The sequence below is a fragment of the Flavobacterium sp. YJ01 genome, from assembly GCF_029320955.1.
GTDB lineage: Bacteria > Bacteroidota > Bacteroidia > Flavobacteriales > Flavobacteriaceae > Flavobacterium.
The window spans coordinates 3,067,997-3,088,915 of record NZ_CP119757.1; the positions used below are offsets into that span (position 1 = coordinate 3,067,997).

22 protein-coding genes are annotated in these 20,919 nt (G+C 33.2%); 18 read left to right on the forward strand and 4 right to left on the reverse strand.

Annotated elements, in window-relative coordinates:
- Positions 1-86 precede the first annotated feature (86 nt).
- The 9 genes from serS (at position 87) to proC (ending at position 8,311) form a co-directional block, all read left to right on the forward strand.
- Positions 87-1,358: a serine--tRNA ligase gene (gene serS, locus P0R33_RS13460; RefSeq protein WP_276171704.1), complete on the forward strand. Its 1,272-nt coding sequence runs from the start codon at positions 87-89 to the stop codon at positions 1,356-1,358.
- Between the two features lie 84 nt (positions 1,359-1,442).
- Positions 1,443-2,282 carry a prolipoprotein diacylglyceryl transferase gene (gene lgt, locus P0R33_RS13465; protein ID WP_276171705.1) on the forward strand — a complete coding sequence of 280 codons (840 nt, stop codon included), beginning with the start codon at positions 1,443-1,445 and terminating at the stop codon, positions 2,280-2,282.
- A gap of 47 nt (positions 2,283-2,329) precedes the next feature.
- On the forward strand, positions 2,330-4,111 hold the full coding sequence (locus tag P0R33_RS13470; protein ID WP_276171706.1) for a tetratricopeptide repeat protein: 1,782 nt from the start codon (positions 2,330-2,332) through the stop codon (positions 4,109-4,111).
- Positions 4,112-4,188: 77 nt separating this feature from the next.
- Positions 4,189-4,500: a DUF4286 family protein gene (locus tag P0R33_RS13475; RefSeq protein WP_135223888.1), complete on the forward strand. Its 312-nt coding sequence runs from the start codon at positions 4,189-4,191 to the stop codon at positions 4,498-4,500.
- A gap of 37 nt (positions 4,501-4,537) precedes the next feature.
- Complete coding sequence (locus P0R33_RS13480) at positions 4,538-4,723, forward strand: hypothetical protein (RefSeq protein WP_276171707.1); 186 nt, start codon at positions 4,538-4,540, stop codon at positions 4,721-4,723.
- A 1-nt stretch (position 4,724) separates the two neighbouring features.
- Complete coding sequence (locus P0R33_RS13485; RefSeq protein WP_276171708.1) at positions 4,725-5,201, forward strand: nucleotidyl transferase AbiEii/AbiGii toxin family protein; 477 nt, start codon at positions 4,725-4,727, stop codon at positions 5,199-5,201.
- Between the two features lie 103 nt (positions 5,202-5,304).
- A complete protein-coding gene (rsmA, locus tag P0R33_RS13490; RefSeq protein WP_276171709.1) occupies positions 5,305-6,090 on the forward strand; it encodes a 16S rRNA (adenine(1518)-N(6)/adenine(1519)-N(6))-dimethyltransferase RsmA in 786 nt (261 codons plus the stop codon).
- On the forward strand, positions 6,074-7,423 hold the full coding sequence (gene mgtE / locus P0R33_RS13495) for a magnesium transporter (RefSeq protein WP_276171710.1): 1,350 nt from the start codon (positions 6,074-6,076) through the stop codon (positions 7,421-7,423). Before rsmA ends, mgtE begins: the two co-directional genes overlap by 17 nt.
- Positions 7,424-7,534: 111 nt before the next feature.
- Positions 7,535-8,311, forward strand: coding sequence for a pyrroline-5-carboxylate reductase (gene proC, locus P0R33_RS13500; RefSeq protein ID WP_276171711.1), 777 nt, complete (start codon positions 7,535-7,537; stop codon positions 8,309-8,311).
- 301 nt (positions 8,312-8,612) lie between these two features.
- Here proC and P0R33_RS13505 read toward each other — a convergent pair whose 3' ends face one another.
- Both P0R33_RS13505 and nhaA read right to left on the reverse strand, forming a co-directional pair.
- Positions 8,613-9,086 (reverse strand): hypothetical protein, encoded by a 474-nt coding sequence (locus P0R33_RS13505; protein ID WP_276171712.1) that lies wholly within the window; start codon positions 9,084-9,086, stop codon positions 8,613-8,615.
- Positions 9,083-10,240 (reverse strand): Na+/H+ antiporter NhaA, encoded by a 1,158-nt coding sequence (gene nhaA / locus P0R33_RS13510; RefSeq protein ID WP_276171713.1) that lies wholly within the window; start codon positions 10,238-10,240, stop codon positions 9,083-9,085. The genes P0R33_RS13505 and nhaA overlap by 4 nt, the downstream gene beginning before the upstream one ends.
- A 257-nt stretch (positions 10,241-10,497) precedes the next feature.
- On the opposite strand from nhaA, the gene P0R33_RS13515 reads away from it, so the two are divergent.
- The 4 genes from P0R33_RS13515 (at position 10,498) to P0R33_RS13530 (ending at position 13,082) form a co-directional block, all read left to right on the forward strand.
- On the forward strand, positions 10,498-11,445 hold the full coding sequence (locus tag P0R33_RS13515) for a 2-hydroxyacid dehydrogenase (protein ID WP_276171714.1): 948 nt from the start codon (positions 10,498-10,500) through the stop codon (positions 11,443-11,445).
- Between the two features lie 167 nt (positions 11,446-11,612).
- The gene (locus P0R33_RS13520) at positions 11,613-12,260 is read left to right on the forward strand and encodes an RDD family protein (RefSeq protein WP_276171715.1); all 648 of its coding nucleotides are present in this window, start codon (positions 11,613-11,615) and stop codon (positions 12,258-12,260) included.
- 81 nt (positions 12,261-12,341) lie between these two features.
- Entirely contained in the window at positions 12,342-12,614 is a 273-nt protein-coding gene (locus tag P0R33_RS13525; protein WP_276171716.1) for a TM2 domain-containing protein, read from the forward strand.
- Positions 12,615-12,821: 207 nt separating this feature from the next.
- Positions 12,822-13,082 (forward strand): TM2 domain-containing protein, encoded by a 261-nt coding sequence (locus P0R33_RS13530; RefSeq protein WP_276171717.1) that lies wholly within the window; start codon positions 12,822-12,824, stop codon positions 13,080-13,082.
- Between the two features lie 75 nt (positions 13,083-13,157).
- Here the strand turns inward: P0R33_RS13530 and P0R33_RS13535 are convergent, their stop codons facing one another.
- Positions 13,158-14,966: a lysophospholipid acyltransferase family protein gene (locus P0R33_RS13535; RefSeq protein ID WP_276171718.1), complete on the reverse strand. Its 1,809-nt coding sequence runs from the start codon at positions 14,964-14,966 to the stop codon at positions 13,158-13,160.
- Positions 14,967-15,084: 118 nt separating this feature from the next.
- Here P0R33_RS13535 and P0R33_RS13540 point away from each other — a divergent pair, with 118 nt between their 5' ends.
- The 5 genes from P0R33_RS13540 (at position 15,085) to P0R33_RS13560 (ending at position 18,790) form a co-directional block, all read left to right on the forward strand.
- Complete coding sequence (locus tag P0R33_RS13540; protein WP_276171719.1) at positions 15,085-15,846, forward strand: exodeoxyribonuclease III; 762 nt, start codon at positions 15,085-15,087, stop codon at positions 15,844-15,846.
- Between the two features lie 103 nt (positions 15,847-15,949).
- Positions 15,950-16,894: an OmpA family protein gene (locus P0R33_RS13545; RefSeq protein WP_276171720.1), complete on the forward strand. Its 945-nt coding sequence runs from the start codon at positions 15,950-15,952 to the stop codon at positions 16,892-16,894.
- 121 nt (positions 16,895-17,015) lie between these two features.
- A complete protein-coding gene (locus P0R33_RS13550; RefSeq protein WP_276171721.1) occupies positions 17,016-17,267 on the forward strand; it encodes a hypothetical protein in 252 nt (83 codons plus the stop codon).
- Complete coding sequence (locus tag P0R33_RS13555) at positions 17,260-17,553, forward strand: type II toxin-antitoxin system RelE/ParE family toxin (RefSeq protein ID WP_276171722.1); 294 nt, start codon at positions 17,260-17,262, stop codon at positions 17,551-17,553. The genes P0R33_RS13550 and P0R33_RS13555 overlap by 8 nt, the downstream gene beginning before the upstream one ends.
- 199 nt (positions 17,554-17,752) lie before the next feature.
- A complete protein-coding gene (locus tag P0R33_RS13560; protein WP_276171723.1) occupies positions 17,753-18,790 on the forward strand; it encodes an aldo/keto reductase in 1,038 nt (345 codons plus the stop codon).
- Between the two features lie 162 nt (positions 18,791-18,952).
- On the opposite strand, the gene P0R33_RS13565 is transcribed toward P0R33_RS13560, so the two are convergent.
- Complete coding sequence (locus P0R33_RS13565) at positions 18,953-20,917, reverse strand: transglycosylase domain-containing protein (protein ID WP_276171724.1); 1,965 nt, start codon at positions 20,915-20,917, stop codon at positions 18,953-18,955.
- Positions 20,918-20,919: the final 2 nt, after the last annotated feature.

The following is a 20,919-nucleotide window of genomic DNA, read 5'->3' on the forward strand; positions in this document are numbered from 1 at the left end:
CCTTTTAAACTTTGTCCTTTTGTTAACAAACATTTCATTAAATTTGCTTCCGTTATAAAAAATACAATAGTTATAAAAAACAAGCTATGTTACAAATTGCATTTATTAGAGAAAATCAAGAGAAAGTAATCAAAGCTTTAGCAAAACGAAATATCGATGCTAAAAGCGTTGTTGAAGAAGTGGTTCAATTAGACGAAAATCGTCGTGCTGCACAAGTGGAATTAGACAATACTTTATCAGAATCTAATAAATTGTCCAAAGATATTGGTGAATTGATGAAATCTGGAGAGAAAGCTAAAGCGGCAATCTTAAAAGAAAAAACAGTTTCGCTAAAAGAAAAAAGCAAAGAACTTAGCGAAAAAGCAGAAGCTTTGGCTGTTGAGTTAACCAATAAATTATACACTTTACCAAACCTTCCGGCTGATATTGTTCCTGAGGGAAAAACGCCAGACGATAATTTAAATGTTTTCCAAGAAGGAGATATTCCTACTTTACACGAAGGCGCACAACCGCATTGGGAATTGGTAAAGAAATACGATATTATCGATTTTGAATTGGGTGTAAAAATTACTGGAGCAGGATTTCCTGTTTATAAAGGAAAAGGCGCTCGTTTACAGCGTGCTTTAATCAATTACTTTTTAGACAAAAATACAGCCGCAGGATACAATGAAGTTCAGGTACCGCATTTGGTAAACGAAGCTTCAGGTTTTGGAACGGGACAATTGCCGGATAAAGAAGGACAAATGTATCATTCTACAATTGATGATTTATATTTGATTCCAACTGCTGAGGTTCCAGTTACGAATTTATTTCGTGATGTAATTTTAAACGAAAGCGAATTGCCTGTTTTGCATACAGCGTATACGCCATGTTTCCGTCGTGAAGCAGGTTCTTACGGAGCACACGTTCGCGGATTAAACCGTTTACACCAATTTGATAAAGTAGAAATTGTACGTGTGGAGCATCCAGATAATTCTTATGCTGCGCTTGACGGAATGGTGGAGCATGTAAAAGAGATTCTAAAAGAATTAAAATTACCGTACAGAGTTTTACGTCTTTGCGGTGGCGATATGGGATTCACATCTGCTTTAACTTACGATTTTGAAGTGTTTTCTACAGCACAAGATCGTTGGTTGGAGATTAGTTCTGTTTCTAATTTTGAAACTTTCCAAGCAAATCGTTTGAAGTTGCGTTTCAAAGATAAAGATGGAAAAAATCAATTGGCTCACACACTTAACGGAAGTTCATTAGCGCTTCCGCGTGTTTTAGCTGGAATTATTGAAAATTACCAAACTCCAGAAGGAATCGTAATACCAGAAGTTTTACGTCCTTACTGTGGATTTGATATTATAAACTAAAAAAAATAGTTTTTAAGATACAAACCTAACAGGTTTTTAAAACCTGTTAGGTTTTCTTAATTTATAGAAATTAAAAAACGGAGCATGAAAAACGGAATATTAAATTGGAACGTAGATCCTGTCATTTTCTGGATCACGGATAGTTTTCCGTTAAAATATTACGGAGCTCTTTTTGCCTGCGGACTTCTTCTAGGCTTTTATATTGTTAGAAATATTTATAAAAAAGAAAACCTTTCTTTAGACAATCTCGACAGCTTACTAATTTATGTTATTGTTGGAACCGTTTTAGGAGCCAGACTTGGACATTGTTTTTTTTATGAAGCAGATTATTTTCTAAAACATCCAATAGAAATTCTTTTGCCAATTCAGAAAATTAAAGGCTCTTACGAATTTGTCGGGTATCAAGGTCTTGCAAGTCACGGAGGTTCAATTGGAGTAATTACGGCAATGATTTTATATTGCCGCAAATACAAAGTGCAATTCTTGGGACTTTTGGATAAAATGTCGGTTGCAGTTCCTGTAACGGGTGCTTTTATCAGAATGGGAAATTTTATGAATTCTGAAATTTACGGAAAACCAACCAACGGAAATTGGGGTGTAGTTTTTCAAAGAGATGATTTAATTCCGAGACATCCAACACAATTATACGAAGCTTTTGCTTATTTATTGATTTTTGGAATTCTGTTTTACATGTACAAATCAGAAAAAATTAGAAATGCACAAGGTTTAATCTTTGGAACTTTCTTAACTTTATTATTCGCAGCTCGTTTTATAATTGAATTTTTCAAAGAAAATCAAGAAGCTTTCGAGAATGATATGCTGATAAATATGGGACAGATTTTAAGTATTCCGTTTATTTTAATTGGTTTGGGATTGATTTTTTGGAAAAGTAAAAAAGTTACAGTTTACAGTGACAGTTTATAGTTGAACTTAGCCTGAAAACTGCGACTGCGACTGAAAACTTAAAAAATATGAAAAACATATTAATATATATCGTTTTATTATTTTCTGGTTTTGCATTTGGGCAAAACGAGCAGTTGGCGCAATATTATTATGACAAAGGAGATTTTGAAAAGGCAAAAATCAGTTATGAAGAACTTTTAAAAAATGCGCCTTCCAATACGCAGTATTTTTTAAGAACGATTGATTGTTATCAGCAGTTACAGCAGTTTGCCAATGCAGAAAAAGCAATTCAAGATCGTTACAATCGCTACAAACAAGGTGTCTTTTTAGTAGAATTAGGATATAATTTTCAGTTACAGAAGAACGATTCGAAAGCCAAAAATTACTACGAACAGGCAATCGAAAAAATAAAAATAAGTCCAAACGATGTTTACGGAATTGCCAATTCTTTTGAGAAAAAAGTATTGTTGGAATATGCTTTAAAAGCCTATCAAACAGCAATGCAGATTCAGCCGACTTTTAATTTCAATTTTCAAATCGGGATGTTGTACGGACAATTGGGTAAGACCGATTTAATGATTGATTTACTGCTGACAGAATCTTTTACAAATCCGCAGAACACCAGTTTGATTCAGACGCAATTATCTCGCTTTATGAATGGCGAAACCGATAATACGGCTTTTAAAGATGCGATGCGAAAAGCATTAATTTTAAAAACACAAAAAGATCAAGACGTTTTCTGGAATCATTATTTAAGCTGGTTTTATGTACAGCAAAAAGAATTTGGAAAAGCATTCATTCAAGAAAAAGCCATTTACAAACGTGAACCAGAATCGTTGTTAAGTATTGTCAATCTGAGTCAGTTTGCGATGAATGAAGAGGATGATGAAACGGCTACAGAAATTCTGAATTTCATTCTTCAAAACACAAAAGATTTAGATTTATTGATTCAATCGAATGCGAATTTAATACAGATTAAAATCAAAAAAGCAGAAGAAAAAGAATATCCTGCGATTGATCAAGAATTAAAGCAATTGCTGACAACTTACGAAATCAATCCTTTTACTTTATCTTTGCAACTTATTCAAGCTCATTTTCTGGCTTTTAATTTGAAAAAAACAGAAGAAGGAAAGGAAGTTGTCAAAAAGGCTTTGCAATTAAATTTAAACGAATACCAAAAAGCCGATGCTAAAATGGAATTGGCAGATATTTTGCTTTTGGAAGAAAAATACAATCAAGCGTTGATTTATTATTCTCAGATTCAATTGGATTTAAAGAATGATGTCATGGCGCACGAAGCCAGTTTGAAAGCCGCAAAAACAAGTTATTACAAAGGCGATTTTGAATGGGCAAATAAACAGTTTAAAGAATTAAAAGCGGCCAATACGCAGTTAATTGCAAATGATGCTTTAGAATATTTTCTTTTAATTAATGATAACACTGCTGCAGATTCAACTCAAATGGCGCTGAAGCAATTCGCAAAAGGGGATTTTTTAATTTATCAGAATAAAAAACAAGAAGCAATTGCACAGTTTCAGAATATTTTAAAAACCTTTAAAGGTCAAGAAATAGAAGCAGTAACGTTATTGCGTTTGGGAAAAGTGTACGAAAGTCAGAAAGATTTTGCTTCGGCTTTAAGCCAATATCAGCAAATCATTGACAATCACAGTGACGGAATTTATGTTGATGAAGCGCTGTTTTTCTCAGCCGAAATTTACAACGACGAATTAAAAGATACAGAAAAGGCAAAATCTTTATATGAAAAGGTAATTTTTAACCATCAAGACAGTATTTACTTTGTCGATGCTAGAAAAAAATACCGAGAATTAAGAGGAGATAAGAACTTATAATTCAGATTTCAGACTTTAAATTTTAGATTTCAACAAGAGTCTAAAATCTAAAATCTACAATCTAAAATCAAAAAAAAATGATTATTTACAACGTTACCACAAACATACACGAAAGCGTTCACGACCAATGGTTAAAGTGGATGCAGGAAAAACACATACCAGAAATTCTGGCTACTAATAAATTTTCTTCAGCACGAATTGTAAAAGTTCTAGTTGAAGAAGAAATGGGCGGAATTACGTATTCAACACAATATGTGACAGACAGCAAAGAAACGCTGGAGAAGTTTTATATCGAAGATGAACCGGAATTTCACAGAGAAGCATTAGGTTTATTTGCTGATAAAATGCTTTCGTTTAGAACAGAATTAGAAGTTATTTCTGAGCATTAATAATTTTTGGTTTTCAGTTTTCTTTAAAAGAAATATTATGGAGATTCGATTTCAAACAAAAGAGGAAAGTAATAAACAACAGCAAGAAGATTTTTTAAACTTAACTAAAGTTGAAAGATTTTATAGTTTTTTACGTTTAAGCGAACGCATAAGTGCATTTCCTGTAAAAAATAAAATTGACAAAAATAAAGACAATTTTCTTATTGTTATTAAATCAAAGTAATATGTCAAAACTTTGGGATCAAAATATTGATGAATTTATTGCATTGTCAGCAAAGCATAATGTAAGAATGCTTATGGTTGGCGGTGGAGCTGTTAATTTTCATGGTTATCAAAGACATTCGGCTGATGTTGATTTTTGGATCGAAACAACGGAAGAAAATTTTAAAAAATTAGTATTGGTCTTTAATGAAATGGGGTATGAAATTGATGATTTTCCTAACAATGTAAAGCAGCAACAGCAAAATATATCAATAAAGTTTTCTCATGCTGATTTAGATTTAGAGCTTATAACAAAGTTTTCTGTGAATAAAAGTTTTGAAGAAGCTTATAATGATAGTGAAGAAGTTACTGTAAACGGAAAAACATTTTTGAAATGGAATGTTTTATCGCTTGAAGATTTGATCACAAGCAAAATTAAGGCAAATCGAGCAAAAGATTTATTCGATGTTCAGCAACTACGTGAAATAAATAAAAAATAAAACTTTGTGTCTTCGAGTCTTAGCTGCAAAATAAATCCAATAAGCTTTGAGTCTTTAATGCAAAAAGAATACTTTTGCGCCCTCGTGGCAAACAAGAAATGAAATGGAAAAAGTAAAAGCAAAAAAACATTTAGGACAGCACTTTCTTAAAGACGAAAGCATTGCAAAAGCTATTGCAGATACTTTAAGTCTAAAAGGGTACGATGAGGTTTTAGAAATAGGACCAGGAATGGGTGTGCTTACTAAATATTTACTTGACAAACCCATTATTACTCGAGTAATCGAGATTGATACCGAGTCTGTTGCGTATCTGGATGCTAATTATCCAAAATTAAAAGACAAAATTATTTCAGAAGACTTCCTGAAATACAATATAAATCAAGTTTACGAAAATAAGCAGTTCGCAATTATTGGTAACTTTCCTTATAATATCTCTTCTCAAATTGTTTTTAGAACATTAGAATTTAGAGATCAGATTCCGGAATTTTCTGGAATGTTTCAGAAGGAAGTTGCAGAACGAATCTGCGAGAAAAAAGGATCAAAAACATACGGAATTTTGTCTGTCCTAGCACAGGCTTTCTATGATACTGAGTATTTGTTTACTGTAGACGAAAATGTTTTTATTCCTCCGCCCAAGGTGAAATCGGGTGTGATGAAAATGACCCGAAAGGAAGATTATAGTCTTCCTTGTGGTGAAAAGTTATTTTTTACGGTTGTAAAAACGGCTTTTCAGCAGAGACGAAAAACATTACGTAACAGTTTGAAAACATTAAATTTATCAGACAATTTGCGAGAAGACACTATCTTTGATAAACGTCCCGAGCAGTTAAGTGTCGATGAATTTATTGAACTAACTCAAAAAATAGAAGCCGATGGAGTTCAAAGTTAGTAAAGAATTTATACATCAGTTAGAAGAACTTATCAATAAGAAAAACGACAACGAACTTGAAGTTTTACTTAATGATCTGCACCATGCCGATATTGCCGAAATCTTAGATGAATTAGATTTTGACGAGGCAACTTATATCTTTAAGGTTTTAGATAGTGATAAAACAGCCGAAATTCTTCTAGAATTAGAAGAAGATTTGCGTGAGAACATCTTAAGCCGACTTTCGCCAAAAGAAATTGCAGAAGAGCTTGATGAGCTTGAAACTAATGATGCTGCCGACATTATTGCCGAACTTTCGCAAGAAATAAAAGCAGAAGTAATCTCAGAAATATTAGACGTTGAACACGCTAAAGATATTGTTGATCTTTTGCGTTACGACGAAAATACGGCTGGTGGTTTGATGGGAAAAGAGCTTGTAAAAGTGAATGAAAACTGGAACGTTTTAACCTGCGTGAAAGAAATGCGCATTCAGGCCGAAAACGTTTCTAGAGTACATTCTATTTATGTTGTTGATGATGAAAACCGACTAAAAGGAAGACTTTCTCTGAAAGATTTATTGACTTCTTCAACCAAAACTCAAATTGGCGAAGTTTATATCCGAAAATTAAATTTTGTAAATGTTGATACGGAAGACGTTGAAGTTGCCCGTATTATGCAGAAATACGACTTAGAGGCAATTCCGGTTGTGGACGAATTAGGTCGTTTGGTAGGAAGAATTACCATTGACGATATCGTAGACGTAATCAAAGAAGAAGCTGATAAGGATTACCAATTAGCTGCCGGTATTACGCAAGACGTTGAATCAAACGATAGCGTTTACGAACTTACAAAAGCACGCTTGCCTTGGCTTTTAATTGGAATGGTAATCGAAATTGTGGCATCTTTTGTTTTAAAAGGTAACGAAGCGACTTTTCAAAAATATTCTACTTTAATCATTTTTGTGCCTTTACTTTCTGCTACAGCAGGAAATATTGGTGTGCAGGCTTCTGCAATTGTGGTTCAAGGTCTAGCAAACGGAACGCTAAAAGATTTTAGCCGTGGATATTTTACAAAAGAAATTACCGTTTCTATGATTTCGGGAAGTATCATTTCATTGCTTTTATTGTGCTATCATTCGATTATGTACCAACAATATTTAGTAGGATTTGCTATTTCAATTTCGATGATTGTCGTGATTCTTTTTGCTGCAACTTTAGGAACTTTGGTCCCGCTTTTCCTTAACAAAAATAAAATTGATCCCGCAATTGCAACAGGTCCGTTTATTACAACGACCAATGACGTATTCGGAATCATGTTATACTTCGGAGTAGCAAATTTGATTCTCGGATTCTAGATTTTTGCCACAAATTAGCCGTTTGCAGTGATTTAAAATCTCTAAAATCTGCGTAATTTGCAGGCGGAAAATGCTGTTTGCCAACCAGAAATAAATTAAAGCTAAACCAAAATGAAAGTACACATTATTGGAGGAGGAAACCTTGGGGTTTCTATTGCCTTGGGAATTGCCAAATTCTCGAAAAACAACCAAGTTACTGTCACAAGAAGAAATACAGGAAGTATTCAATATTTAACGGAATACGGAATCACTGTTTCTAACGATAATAAACATAACATTCAAGAAGCGGATGTTGTAATTTTAACCATAAAACCATATCAGGTCGATACTGTTTTGGCTGAAATTCTGCCAGTTATTCAAAACAAAACAATTGCTTCTGCAGTAAGCGGATTGTCTTTGGAGGTGCTTCAAACCAAAACAAATTTTGAATATCCAGTTGTTCGCATTATGCCAAATATTGCGGCGCAGTTTGGAGAATCGGCAACTTGTATTTCTTTCCCTGAAAAATACAAAGAAAATGCTTCTCCAATTGTTGATTTATTCCAAGATTTAGGAACAGCTCCAGTAATCGATGAAAAATTAATGGATGCAGCAACCGTTTTAGGCGCTTGCGGAACTGCGTATGCGTTGCGTTATATTCGCGCGTCTATGCAAGCGGGAATTGAAATTGGTTTTGATTCTAATACTGCACTTGCAATTGCGGCTCAAACTGTTAAAGGAGCGGCTAAAATGCTTTTAGAAGAGCGTGTGCATCCAGAACAATTAATCGACCGTGTAACAACGCCACAAGGTTGTACAATTGTCGGTTTAAATGAAATGGAGCACAATGGTTTCAGTTCGTCTTTAATTAAAGGAATTAAGACTTCTTTGAAGCAAATCAAAGGTTAATTGATTAAAATTTCAATATAGAAAATCCAAATTCCAATTTTGTTGGGGTTTGGATTTTTTTTATAAAGTTAGCGTACATTTTTGTCATTCCGAGGAAGGAGGAATCACACTAGTAACTCGACAAAGGTTGACGATTTTGATTTCGGAATTACGAGTGCGATTCCTCGTTCCTCGGAATGACAATATTGTAGATAATCAGGGATTTTTAAGGATTTTGAGATTTAACAATTGTCAGTCTGAGCGAAGTCGAAGACCTTTTTAGCTTACAAGTTCTTAGACTAGGCTTAGGAGGATAAATATTTTACTTTTTAATTAACTGAATATACTTTAACCCACATTCTGAAATCTTAGTATAAGAATTCATCGAATTTCCATAATTCTGAATCGTCAAAGTATCTTTTGCATATAAAGCGTCAATTCCTACTGGGACCGAATCACTTTCGTCGCTGATATCACCTTCATATTCATCCCATTGAATTCCTTCTAAAGTAATATATTGTTCGCCAGAATTGTTTTTAGAATATGTCGCTTTTCCTTTTAAAGTGCGAAGATTTGACTTAAAAATATATTGATAATCATCTTTAATTTTTGAAATAATTACAGACAGATCGCAGCCTTCAGCTTTATAAGTTCCTTCAATTTCATCTTTTGAATGTTTTTCAGAAGTAATAATTTCATTTTTTGAACTTTCAGCGATAGGAATTGTTTTTGTTTTTTGATTGCAAGCCGTCAAAATCAGATAAAAGAAAGATAGAAAGATTAGTGTTTTTTTCATATTTCAAATAAGTCATTATGCTTTTTGTTCAAAACATATTTTAGAAACACAAAACCTAAAAGTCCGGCCAAGAAAGATGCAATAAGAATAGCAATCTTCGAAAAAACAATGATTTCTGGATTTTTGAAAGCCAAAACGGTTATGAAAATCGACATTGTAAAACCGATTCCACCCAACATTCCTGCGCCTAAAATATGAGCCCATTTTAAATTTTTTGGTAAAATGCATAAGCCAGAAGTTACACCGACAGAAGAGAAAAGTAGTATTCCAAGCGGTTTTCCAACGACAAGTCCGAGGATAATTCCGTATGTATTTGAATGATTTAAGCCTTCGTGCCAGTTAGATTCGATTGTAAGAGCTGTGTTTGCAACTGCAAACAAGGGCAATATAAAAAATGCAACAGGTTGATGTAAAAAATGCTGTAATTTGTATGAGGAAGTTTTTTCACCTCCATCTCCAAACGGAATAACAAAAGCCAGAATTACACCGGTTATTGTGGCGTGAACGCCAGAATTAAGCATGAAATACCACATAATCGTGCCGCCAACGAGATACGGAATGAGATTGTGAATTTTCATTCGATTTAAAACAAATAGAATAATCCAGATTCCAAGCGCAATTCCTAGATTTAAAAACGAAATAGAAGTTGTATAAAAAACGGCAATTACAATGATGGCGCCTAAATCGTCAATAACGGCCAAAGCGGTTAAAAATACTTTTAGTGAGGCGGGAACTCGATTTCCTAAAAGCGATAAAATACCAATTGCAAAAGCAATATCGGTGGCCATAGGAATTCCAGCACCGTTTTGGGTTGTGGTTCCGTAGTTTAAAACCAGAAAGATTGCGGCAGGAACCAGCATTCCGCCAAAAGCTGCCATTATAGGCAATGATGCATTTTTGAAGTTAGATAATTCTCCATGATAAATTTCGCGTTCCAATTCTAATCCAATCAAAAGGAAAAAAATCGTCATTAATCCATCGTTAATCCAATCTGTTATAGTATGTCCTGCAATTTCTTTTTCCCAAAATGCCACATATGGAACCTGAAAGGAAGAATTGGCAAGGAAAAGTGATAGAAGCGTTACAGCAAGCAAGATAATTCCTCCTGATTTTTCGTTTTCAAAAAAGGCTTTAAAAGTCTTGGTTAATTTCATTGCGGAAGATTTTCTGAAGATTTAGAGAATGGATGTGATAAATCCGAATACTTTCAAAGTTAGAAAAAATCTGCCCAATAAAAAAAGATTTGCCACAAAGGCAGAAGACACGAAATTTTGTTTTGGTTGTTCAACTTAATTATTAAATAAGCAATCCGCTTAAATTTGAGACTGCTGCATCAAAAAAGTTTGCGACTTTGCGTCTTTGCGAGATTAAATTAAACGTATTTTTGTTTTTGTAAAAAATCAAAAAAATAATGAGCATAAAAATTCTTCATATCGACAGCAATAATCCAATTTTATGGAATCAATTGGAAGAAGCTGGTTTCGAAAATCACGCTGATTTTAAATCTTCTAAAGAAGAAATTGAGGCTAAAATTAAAGGTTATAACGGAATCGTAATTCGCAGCCGTTTCAAGATTGATAAGACATTTTTAGATAAAGCAACAAAGTTGCAATTTATTGCAAGAGTTGGCGCAGGTTTGGAAAGTATTGATTGTGAGTATGCTACTTCGAAAGGAATTCATCTAATTGCTGCTCCAGAAGGTAATCGCAACGCTGTTGCAGAACATTCGCTTGGCGTAATTCTGTCTTTGTTTAATAATTTAAATCAAGCCGATGCTGAAGTAAAATCAGGTCAATGGAATCGAGAAAGCAATCGTGGCCATGAATTAGATTTAAAAACAGTAGGAATTATTGGTTATGGAAATATGGGAAAAGCTTTTGCTAAAAAACTGAAAGGTTTTGATACAGAAGTTCTTTGCTATGATATTTTGGATAATGTTGGAGACGAAAATGCCAAACAAGTTTCGTTAGAAGAATTACAAGAAAAAACAGATGTTTTAAGTCTTCACCTTCCTTGGACACCAGAAACAGATAAAATGGTCAATAAAAGCTTTATAAGTGCATTTAAAAAGCCATTCTGGATCATTAATACTTCTCGCGGTAAAAATATAGTTACGGCAGATTTAGTTGAAGCGATGAAAGCAAAAAAAGTTTTAGGTGCAGGTTTGGATGTTTTGGAGTACGAAGAACTTTCTTTTGAAACGCTTTTTCAGGATAAAAATACGCCAGAGGCATTTCAATATCTTTTAGAATCTAAAAATGTTTTGTTAACGCCACATATTGCTGGATGGACTTTCGAAAGCCATGAAAGATTGGCGCAAGTGATTGTAGATAAAATAAAAGCGGTTTACAACGTTTAGATTCTGGAAAAGTTTAAAAAAGAATTCTTTTCGTTTTAATTATATAGAGAGTTAGTTTTGTATGGTAATTTTTAATAATATTGTTTTGCTTTTTTTAACAAAATATTTTGATTGTTGAAATAAGCTCCCCCAAACGAAGAAATATAACCTATAAAATTAAAAATCGTATGATTATTTACGGAAGAAAAACAGTTCAAAGTACAATTAAATCTGGAAAATTCGATTGCCCAAATTGCAGAAGACAAGAAAGCTATCATTTAAAAAACTATCAGCTTTATTTTCATGTTTTCTTTATTCCATTATTAAAAATTAGAGAATTGGGTGATGAACTAAACTGTTTCTTTTGTAATACAACTTATGTTCCAGGATCTGTATTGTCATCACATGAATATGATACAAGAAACAGATTAGGAAATACATCGCAAGAAGAAAATCATGCCATTGGTCTTGTTCCTTGTGATTTTGGAAAAAGAATAGGTGCATTTATTTTGGATATTGTTATTATCTATGTTGTAAATCTTGCGTTAGCATTTATTTCGCCAGAAGCAACTTTGTTTATTATTTTGTTTGCTTTTATTTATTTTATTGCTTGTGATCTTTTATTGAAAGGCTCTTCATTAGGGAAATTAGTTTTGTCAATCAAAACTGTTGACTATGAGCAAAATGGAGATATTCTTGCGTTTAATGTTATTTTGAGAAATTTGATTAAAGGTATGTGTGCTGTTTTTCCGTTAATCTATTTGACATCATTGTTGAATGACGATAAGAGAGCTCTTCATGATTTGGCTGCCAAAACAATGGTTGTTGACAAGTAAAAAACATATTTGTCTGTAGCGGGATTTAATCTGAAGATTAACTTTTGTAAAACTATATTATTAACTATAAAGGGAATAAAAATGGAGAATACAAGAAGAGAAGACTGGAATAATCCTCGATACGACCAGCAGGAAAATAAAAAAGTAATAGCCGGAATTTTGGCCATTGTACTAGGTTCTTTAGGAATTCATAAATTCTATCTGGGATATACCAAAGAAGGTTTAATTCAGCTAGTTTTAGGATTCTGCGGAATTGGCGGTTTAATAGGAATTATTGAAGGAATTCTATATCTATTAAAATCCGACGAAGAATTTTATCAAACTTATCAAGTTGGTTATAAAGGCTGGTTTTAATAAAAACACAAAATATGCAAAAATCCCATTCAGAAATGAGTGGGTTTTTTTTATGCTTAAAAATGTCTTTTTCTGATATAATAAAAACTTTTAGTTCCTGTAGACGGGTTTTGAAGTAAGTAATCTTGCACTCTGTTAAAAAGTATAAATGGAGTAACTGAAAATCCTTAAGAGTAGGGAATTAAAAAAGATTTTATTGTTTAAAATATGGAAAACACAGGATTGAATTCGGGAAAAACGGAGAATAAAAAAACAACTGCTGGAATTTTAGGAATTGTATTAGGTTCATTTGGTGTGCATAAATTTTACTTAGGTTATCAAAAAGAAGGGATTATTCAGCTTGTAGTCACTTTGGTAACTTGTGGTTTAGGAGGAGTCGTTGGTTTTGTAGAAGGAATTATCTACTTAACAAAATCGGATGATGAATTTTATCAAACATATCAGGTTGGTAAAAAACCATGGTTCTAAAGAAAAAGAATCGAATAAAAAAATCGGATTTACTTAAGTAGTAAATCCGATTTTTTTTATTCAACAATACGCAAATTAATCTTCTTTCTCCGATAATTTTTTCTCTAATTCAATTTGAAACTCTTCAATAACAGGTTTCATTGTGCTTTCTGGGATATCTGCAATTCTAATGTACATTAAACCGTCGATAGCATTATTGAATAATGGATCAACATTAAAAGCTACTACACGTGCATTTTGTTTAATGTATTTTTTAATTAAAACAGGCAGACGTAAATTTCCTGGTTCTAACTCATCAATGATTTTGTCAAACTTATTCAAGTCAGATTCGGCTTCGTCGAAGATAAAATCTTTGTCAGCATCTTTCAGTTTTACTTTGTAAGCCTTTTTCGGGTGAATGTATTGCGCGATATACGGATCGTAATAGTTTGATTTCATAAACTCAATCATCAGAGATTTAGAGAAATCAGAAAATTGATTACTGATACTTACACCGCCAACCAAATATTTATGTTCAGGATGACGTAGAGTAGTATGAATAATTCCTTTCCATAATAAGAACAAAGGCATTGGTTTTTGCTGATATTCTTTCACGATAAAAGCACGTCCCATTTCGATAGATTTATGCATCATATCATGAAGTTCTGGCTCAAATCTGAAAAGATCTGTTAGATAGAATCCTTCAATTCCGTATTTTGGGTAAATTTCAGAACCTAATCCCATGCGATAAGCTCCAGCAATTTTTTTGGTTTCATCATCCCATAAAAACATATGGTGATAATATTGATCGTATTCGTCTAAGTCAATAGATTCGTTTGTCCCTTCACCTACTTCTCGAAAAGTGATTTCGCGTAGACGACCAATTTCGTGTAAAATGTTCGGAATCTGTTTCGCGCTTGCAAAGAAAACTTCGTAGTTTTTACTTTGTAAAAATCTAGAATCGCTGTCTCTTAAAGCCTGAACTTCATCAATCAATTTTGATTCGCTTGCAGGCGTCACGATTTTTTTTGGTGCTTTTGTAATTTTAAGACTTGCAGTTGCCGTATCAATCAGCTTCGTATCCTTTTCAAAAGGATTTGCCAACATATAGGTTTTCTTTCTCAAGAATTCTGAATATTCTTCGAAAGATTCTATTTCGTTTTGCTCGTTTACAGAAATAGGTTTTCCAATACGAACTTTAATTACACGATCTTTCTGTGTTAATAACTCAGAAGGTAGTTTTGCAGTTCTTAAAGTATCGTCGATTTTAGAAAGCCAGTAAAATAATTTACTGTTTTTAGCGTGAAAATAAATTGGAACTACCGGAACTTTTGCTTTTCTGATTAATTTCAGTGCACCTTCCTCCCAAGGTTTATCTACTACTAATTTGCCATCTTTATACGTAGAAACTTCCCCTGCAGGGAAGATTCCCAAAGGTTTTCCGTCGCTTAAATGACGTAATGTTTCTTTAATTCCGATTACGCTCGATTTTGCATCTTTATGATTTTCAAAAGGATTAACCGGCATAATGTATTTTTTCATCGGAACAATTCTGTGTAACAGGAAGTTCGCAATGATTTTGAAATTTGGCTCTCTTTCAAGCATTAATTTCAATAATAAAATTCCATCAATTCCTCCAAGAGGATGATTAGAAATAGTAATATAGGCGCCATCTTTTGGCAAACGTTTCAAGTCCTCTTCAGGGATTTCGAATTTGATTTCCATCTCGTCCAAAATTCCGTTCAAAAACGCAAGGTCTTCCAAATGTTTATTACGATCGTAAATTTTATTAAGGGTTGAGATCTTAAGAACCTTCATAAGAATCCAGCCAGAAAAGGTACCGAAAACTCCGTACTTTTCAACATTTATTGCCTTTGCAACTTCTTTCGCGGTAACTAAACCCATGTAGTACTTTTAATTTATTAGAACAGCGAACAAAGATAACAAAAAAGTCTACTTTTCATTGTTTCCAAGATAAACTTTGCACTTTTTTATTACATTTGAAATCCTAAAAAAATCACTGATGAAAATTATTTCTTATAATGTAAACGGAATTAGAGCCGCAATAAACAAAGGTTTTATCGAATGGCTGAAACAAGCAAGTCCTGATGTAATCTGTCTTCAGGAAATAAAAGCGACACAAGACCAAATTCCGGTAGATGATATTACAGCCGCAGGTTATCCGTTTCAGTATTACTATCCTGCGACTAAAAAAGGGTATAGTGGAGTAGCTATTCTTTCTAAAACAAAACCAAATAATATCGTTTTTGGAACAGGAATTCATCATATGGATTTTGAAGGAAGAAACCTTCGTGCAGATTTTGATGATGTTTCTGTGATGAGTTTATATCTTCCGTCTGGTACAAATATTGAAAGATTGGATCATAAATTTATGTTTATGGATGATTTTCAAAAATATGTAGATGAACTAAAAGTCACGATTCCGAATCTGATTATTTGTGGCGATTATAATATTTGTCACGAAGCAATCGATATTCACGATCCAGTTCGTAATAAAACCGTTTCTGGGTTTCTTCCTGCAGAACGCGCTTGGTTAGATGGATTAATGAAATCTGGTTTTATAGATAGTTTCCGTCATTTTAATAAAGATCCACATCATTATTCTTGGTGGAGTTACCGCGCTGGAGCAAGAGGAAATAATAAAGGCTGGCGTATCGATTACAATCTAGTAAGCGAATCATTAGAAAACAGATTAAAAAGAGCTGTTATACTTCCAGACGCAATGCATTCGGATCATTGTCCGGTTTTAGTCGAAATTGATTAAAGTTTGGTATTGTTCTTGCTGAGAGAATTTAAGTTTTAAAATTTATATTGAATTTTAATATTTGAAAATTATTAAACGCCCAGAAATAAACCAATTAAAGAAGATGATTAAAAAAGCCTCCATCGGATTGCTAGTATTAGCTTTTTCCGCAACGTCATGTGTTTCTAAGAAAATTTATAATGATTTAGAAACAAAATACTCTGATTTGAAAAAAGAAAATCGTTCTATTACAGATGAAAACGATAATTTGAAGAAAGCAAAAAATCAGTTAGAACTTGATCGTGATAAATTGACTAAAGATCTTGCAAGCACAAAAGATGACTTAGCAAAGCAAAAAGCAGATCTTGCTGCCGAACAGAAAAAGTTTAAAGTATTGCAGGATTCTTACAATGCATTGGAGAAAAACAGCAACGATGCATTAGAAAAAAATATGGCTAAAAACCGTGAATTATTGGCACAGTTAGAAGCGAAAGGTAAAGCTCTTGCCGACGAACAAGCTCGTTTAGATAAAACAGCAAATCGTTTGAAAGAACTAGAAGATATGATTGCAGCTAAAGAAGAAGCAATGCGTAAACTAAAAGAAACTTTATCGAAAGCCTTAACTGGTTTTGAAGGTAAAGGTTTAACGGTTGAGCACAAAAATGGAAAAGTATATGTTTCTATGGAGAACAAATTGCTTTTCAATTCAGGAAGCTGGGCTGTTGGAACTGAAGGTAAAAGAGCAGTCGTAGAACTTGGAAAAGTTTTAGGAGATAATCCAGATCTTTCGGTCCTTATTGAAGGTCACACAGATGATGATCCGTATGCTGGTTCTGGACCAATCGCAAACAACTGGGATTTATCAACTAAAAGAGCAACAGCAATCGTAGCTATTTTAAGTGAAAACCCAAAAATCAATAAACAAAAACTAACAGCAGCAGGAAGAAGTGAATTTTCTCCTCTGGCAAGCAACGCAACTCCAGAAGGAAAAGCTAAAAACCGTAGAATCGAAATTATCTTGACTCCAAGATTGGACGAGATTGCGGAAATGTTGAATAGCATAAACTAAGGGACAAAGGTTCTGAGGTGCAAAGGCTCAAAGGTTTTTACTTTTGAGCTTTTTTTCGTACCAGATTTTGAAAACTTCAATCTTATTATTTTCGTAACTTTGAATTTCTAAAACAAAAATTATGGGACTTCCAGAATTAAAAGAGAAAATAAAAAATCAATTGGATTTGGCAGATGAAAGAGTTCTGCGAATTGTTTCTTCCGTTTTTGATAATTATTTGAATGAAGTGGTTTCGTATGATGCGAAAGGAAATCCTGTAACATTAACTGATTACCATAATAAAGTAGAAGAGGGTTTAGAAGATATTAAATACAATCGTATAATTTCAAGTGAGGATTTGTCTAAAGAAATGAAGGATTGGGACAATGAATAAACCAATAGTTTTTTGGTCGGAAAATGCAAAATTAGATTTGAAGGAAGTTTATTTTGAGTTTAAAAGCAAATATTCAAAAGAGACAGCACTAAAAATTAGAAACGAGTTATTTGATAATGCAAATAATATCATTTTTGCTGAGCAATTTCAACTCGATGAATATAGAATCGACTGTCATCGAATTGTGGTCAGAAATTTTAAAATTTTATATCAAATTAAAGAAAACTCTATTTTCATTGTTAGGATTTTCAATACATTTCAAAATCCATTAAAAAGTTTAAAATAAATCTAGAAATAGAGGTTCTAAGGTACAAAGGCTCAAAGGTTTTTTCTCTGAGCTTTTTTTATTTCTGCAAGGTTTTAAAACTTAGTACGACGGCTTATCAATTAAAAATCTTGTACTTTTTTTAACCTTTATCAAATTTCAATTTGAAAAATCCCTTTGTACCTTTGTGACTTTGCAACTTTGAACCTTTAAAGAAAAAATGAAATACACTACATTACCCAATACCGATATAAAAGTTAGTAAAATATGCCTTGGAACAATGACTTTCGGGCGACAAAATACAGAAGCCGAAGGACACGAACAAATGGATTATGCGCTGGAAAGAGGCGTAAATTTCTTTGATACAGCCGAAATGTATTCGGTTCCTGCAAGTGAGGAAACTTACGGAAATACTGAAAAAATTATTGGAACCTGGTTTAAGAAATCAGGAAATAGAGATAAAGTTGTTTTAGCGTCTAAAATTGCAGGTCCAAACCCGAATTTTGGATACATGCGTGAGAAACTAGATTTTTCTCCAGCAAGTATTAAATATGCTGTTGAAAACAGTTTAAAAAGACTTCAAACCGATTATATCGATTTGTATCAAATGCATTGGCCGGAAAGAAAAACCAACAATTTTGGACAGCGTGCTTTTCACGGGCACGATGATGCTTGGGAAGATAACTTTAGAGAAATCTTAGAAACTTTCGACGGATTAATTAAAGAAGGTAAAATCAAACACATTGGAGTTTCTAATGAAAATGCTTGGGGAATGATGCGCCTTTTGGAAGAAAGTAAATACAACAATCTTCCACGAATCAAAACGGTTCAGAATCCGTATTCTTTATTGAATCGTTTGTTTGAAGTCAATTCTGCGGAAGTTTCAAAGTATGAAAATGTTGGATTGCTTGGATATTCTCCTTTAGCATTTGGTGTTTTGACTGGTAAATTTTTAACTGGAGAAAGTCATCCAAATGCAAGAGTTAATCTTTTTCCTCAATACAAACGTTACAATAGTGAGCAATGTACTCAAGCGACAAAATTGTATCTAGAAATTGCTAAAAAACACGGTTTAACGTTAACCGAATTAGCAATGGGATTTGTATTGCAACAACCATTTTTGACAAGTTCGATTATTGGCGCGACAACTCTAGAACAATTAAAAGAAAACATCGACACAATTCATGTGGTTCTTTCTAAACAAATCTTAGCTGAAATTGATGCTGTTCAGGCTATAATTCCTGATCCTGCACCTTAAAGTGTATTTAACCGCGAAGAGCGCAAAGATTTACGCAAAGTTCGCAATGTTTTAATTAATAAAATAATAGAAAAGCACGCAAAGATTTTCCTTTTAAAAGTTAAAAAATCTTTGCGTGCTTTGCGTAAATCTTAGCGAACCTTGCGGTTAAACGTCTCTCAATTACAAATCAAACTCATCATCAACAGCCAAAGAATCTTTTTTGATTGCTGTAGAATCTGGAACTTTAATTCTTATTAGAGAACGAGCATTTCCAGAAATATAAACTGGCAATATTCCAATTGTATCTTCAGGTACCAAAAGACCTCTTCTAAACATTAAATTCTTTAAGAATTTCTGGTTTTTAAGAGCATAATCTTTCAAATTACCTTGATCATTAAACTGATACATGAATTTTCTTGGCTTCGGAATAATAGTTGCCAAATACAAACATTCGTCTACATTTAAATCGGCTGGGCTTTTTTGGAAATAAAAATGACTCGCTTCTCCAATTCCGTAGACATTTGGTCCCCATTCAATAATGTTGAAATAAACTTCCAGCATTCTTTCTTTGCTTACAATTCGATTGTTTTCTAAAATATAAACCAATAGAATTTCTTCAAGCTTTCGCGAAAGCGTTTTTTCACGTGTTAAAAAGACATTCTTAATCAACTGCATGCTAATTGTACTTGCGCCGCGAGAGAATTTCTTGGTTCGAATGTTTTTCAGAATCGATTGTTTGAAAGCTTCATTTATAAATCCGCGATGTGAAAAGAATGAAGGATCTTCTGTCGTTAAAACACATTTTCTTAAATAAGGAGAAATCTGGTCTAAAGGCGTATAATTTGGATTCGCATTTCCAACTAAAACTGGACGTTGCAAAATATTTTGAATAATGGCGCGATAAACAAATTCGCCGTTTAATTTATTTAAATCGGCTTCGCCATATTTGGTGATTTTTAAATCTTCTTTGTTTAATTTACTATCAAAAACAAGCGTGTTGGGTTTGTTTTTATTGAATTTGAAATTCAATTTATAATCAAAATTTCCAGTTGCCTGCATGCCTTGAAAATGCGTAAATAATCCATTAGGAAGCGAAACGATAAAATCCTGCGCTTTCATTTTAGGAATATCAACTTTTAAAGTATAGACAGTATCTTTTTCGGTATCGTAAGAAACGTAAGGGCGCACTTTAATTTTGTTCAATTGCATTGTTGAAGTGCTGTCGATCGAAATAAAATTGTCTCCCAGTAAAAAACGGTAATCAAAACGGGCATTTTTTATAACAACATCTTTGCTGGCAATTTTTGGATGATTGATTGTAAGATTAGCAATAGAAGTAAAACCATCGATATGCAATTCGCTGCCGCTTTTATCAATGTTTTGAACATTTAAACGAATAGAATCAAAACTTGCTTTTAAGTTATAACGCTGATCCAGATAAGGAACGCGAATAGCACCAGTATCTAAATTGAAAAAGCGAATATCTGCTTTTTGATTTCTCGGATCTGCAAAACCTTTAATGTTCCAGCGCTGATCAAAATCTTTTGCCTGAACATGAAGATTGGTTTCTAATTGTTTGTTGTTTAAAACTAGTTTGTTTACGTCGATAGAAGTTAGTTTCCCGTTGTCATCGATTTTGAATTTAAAGTTTTTCAAATCCATATCGGTTGGAACCAGATTCAGTACTTTAGAAATAATTCGGTAAGCAAATGAAGCATATTTGCGCTTTTCATTCGAATCTGTTTCTTCACGATTTCTTTTTAGAAAGGCATCAAAATTTCGTTTTTTGCCTTTTTTGACTAATTGAATATAACCGTTATCAATTTTTAAAGTCCCAATCTGAACATCTCCAATTAATAAATTGCTTAAACTTATACTGGTTTCTACGTTTTTGATTTTACAAAGTGTGTCAGCGTTTATTGGCGCCAAAACAACATCGGTCAAATGTATGGTGGATAAACCGTCAAATGAAGCCGATTTGACAGAAAAATTACTGTTGTATTCGACTGCCATTTTGTGAGTTACTTTTGCAATTGCCTGTTTTAAAAGCGAATCACGAAAGTAGTAAAGCGCAATGCAAAGCAAAAACAATATTATTCCTAATATCTTTAGTGCTTTGTATATTTTTTGTTTTGGAAAATTCATAG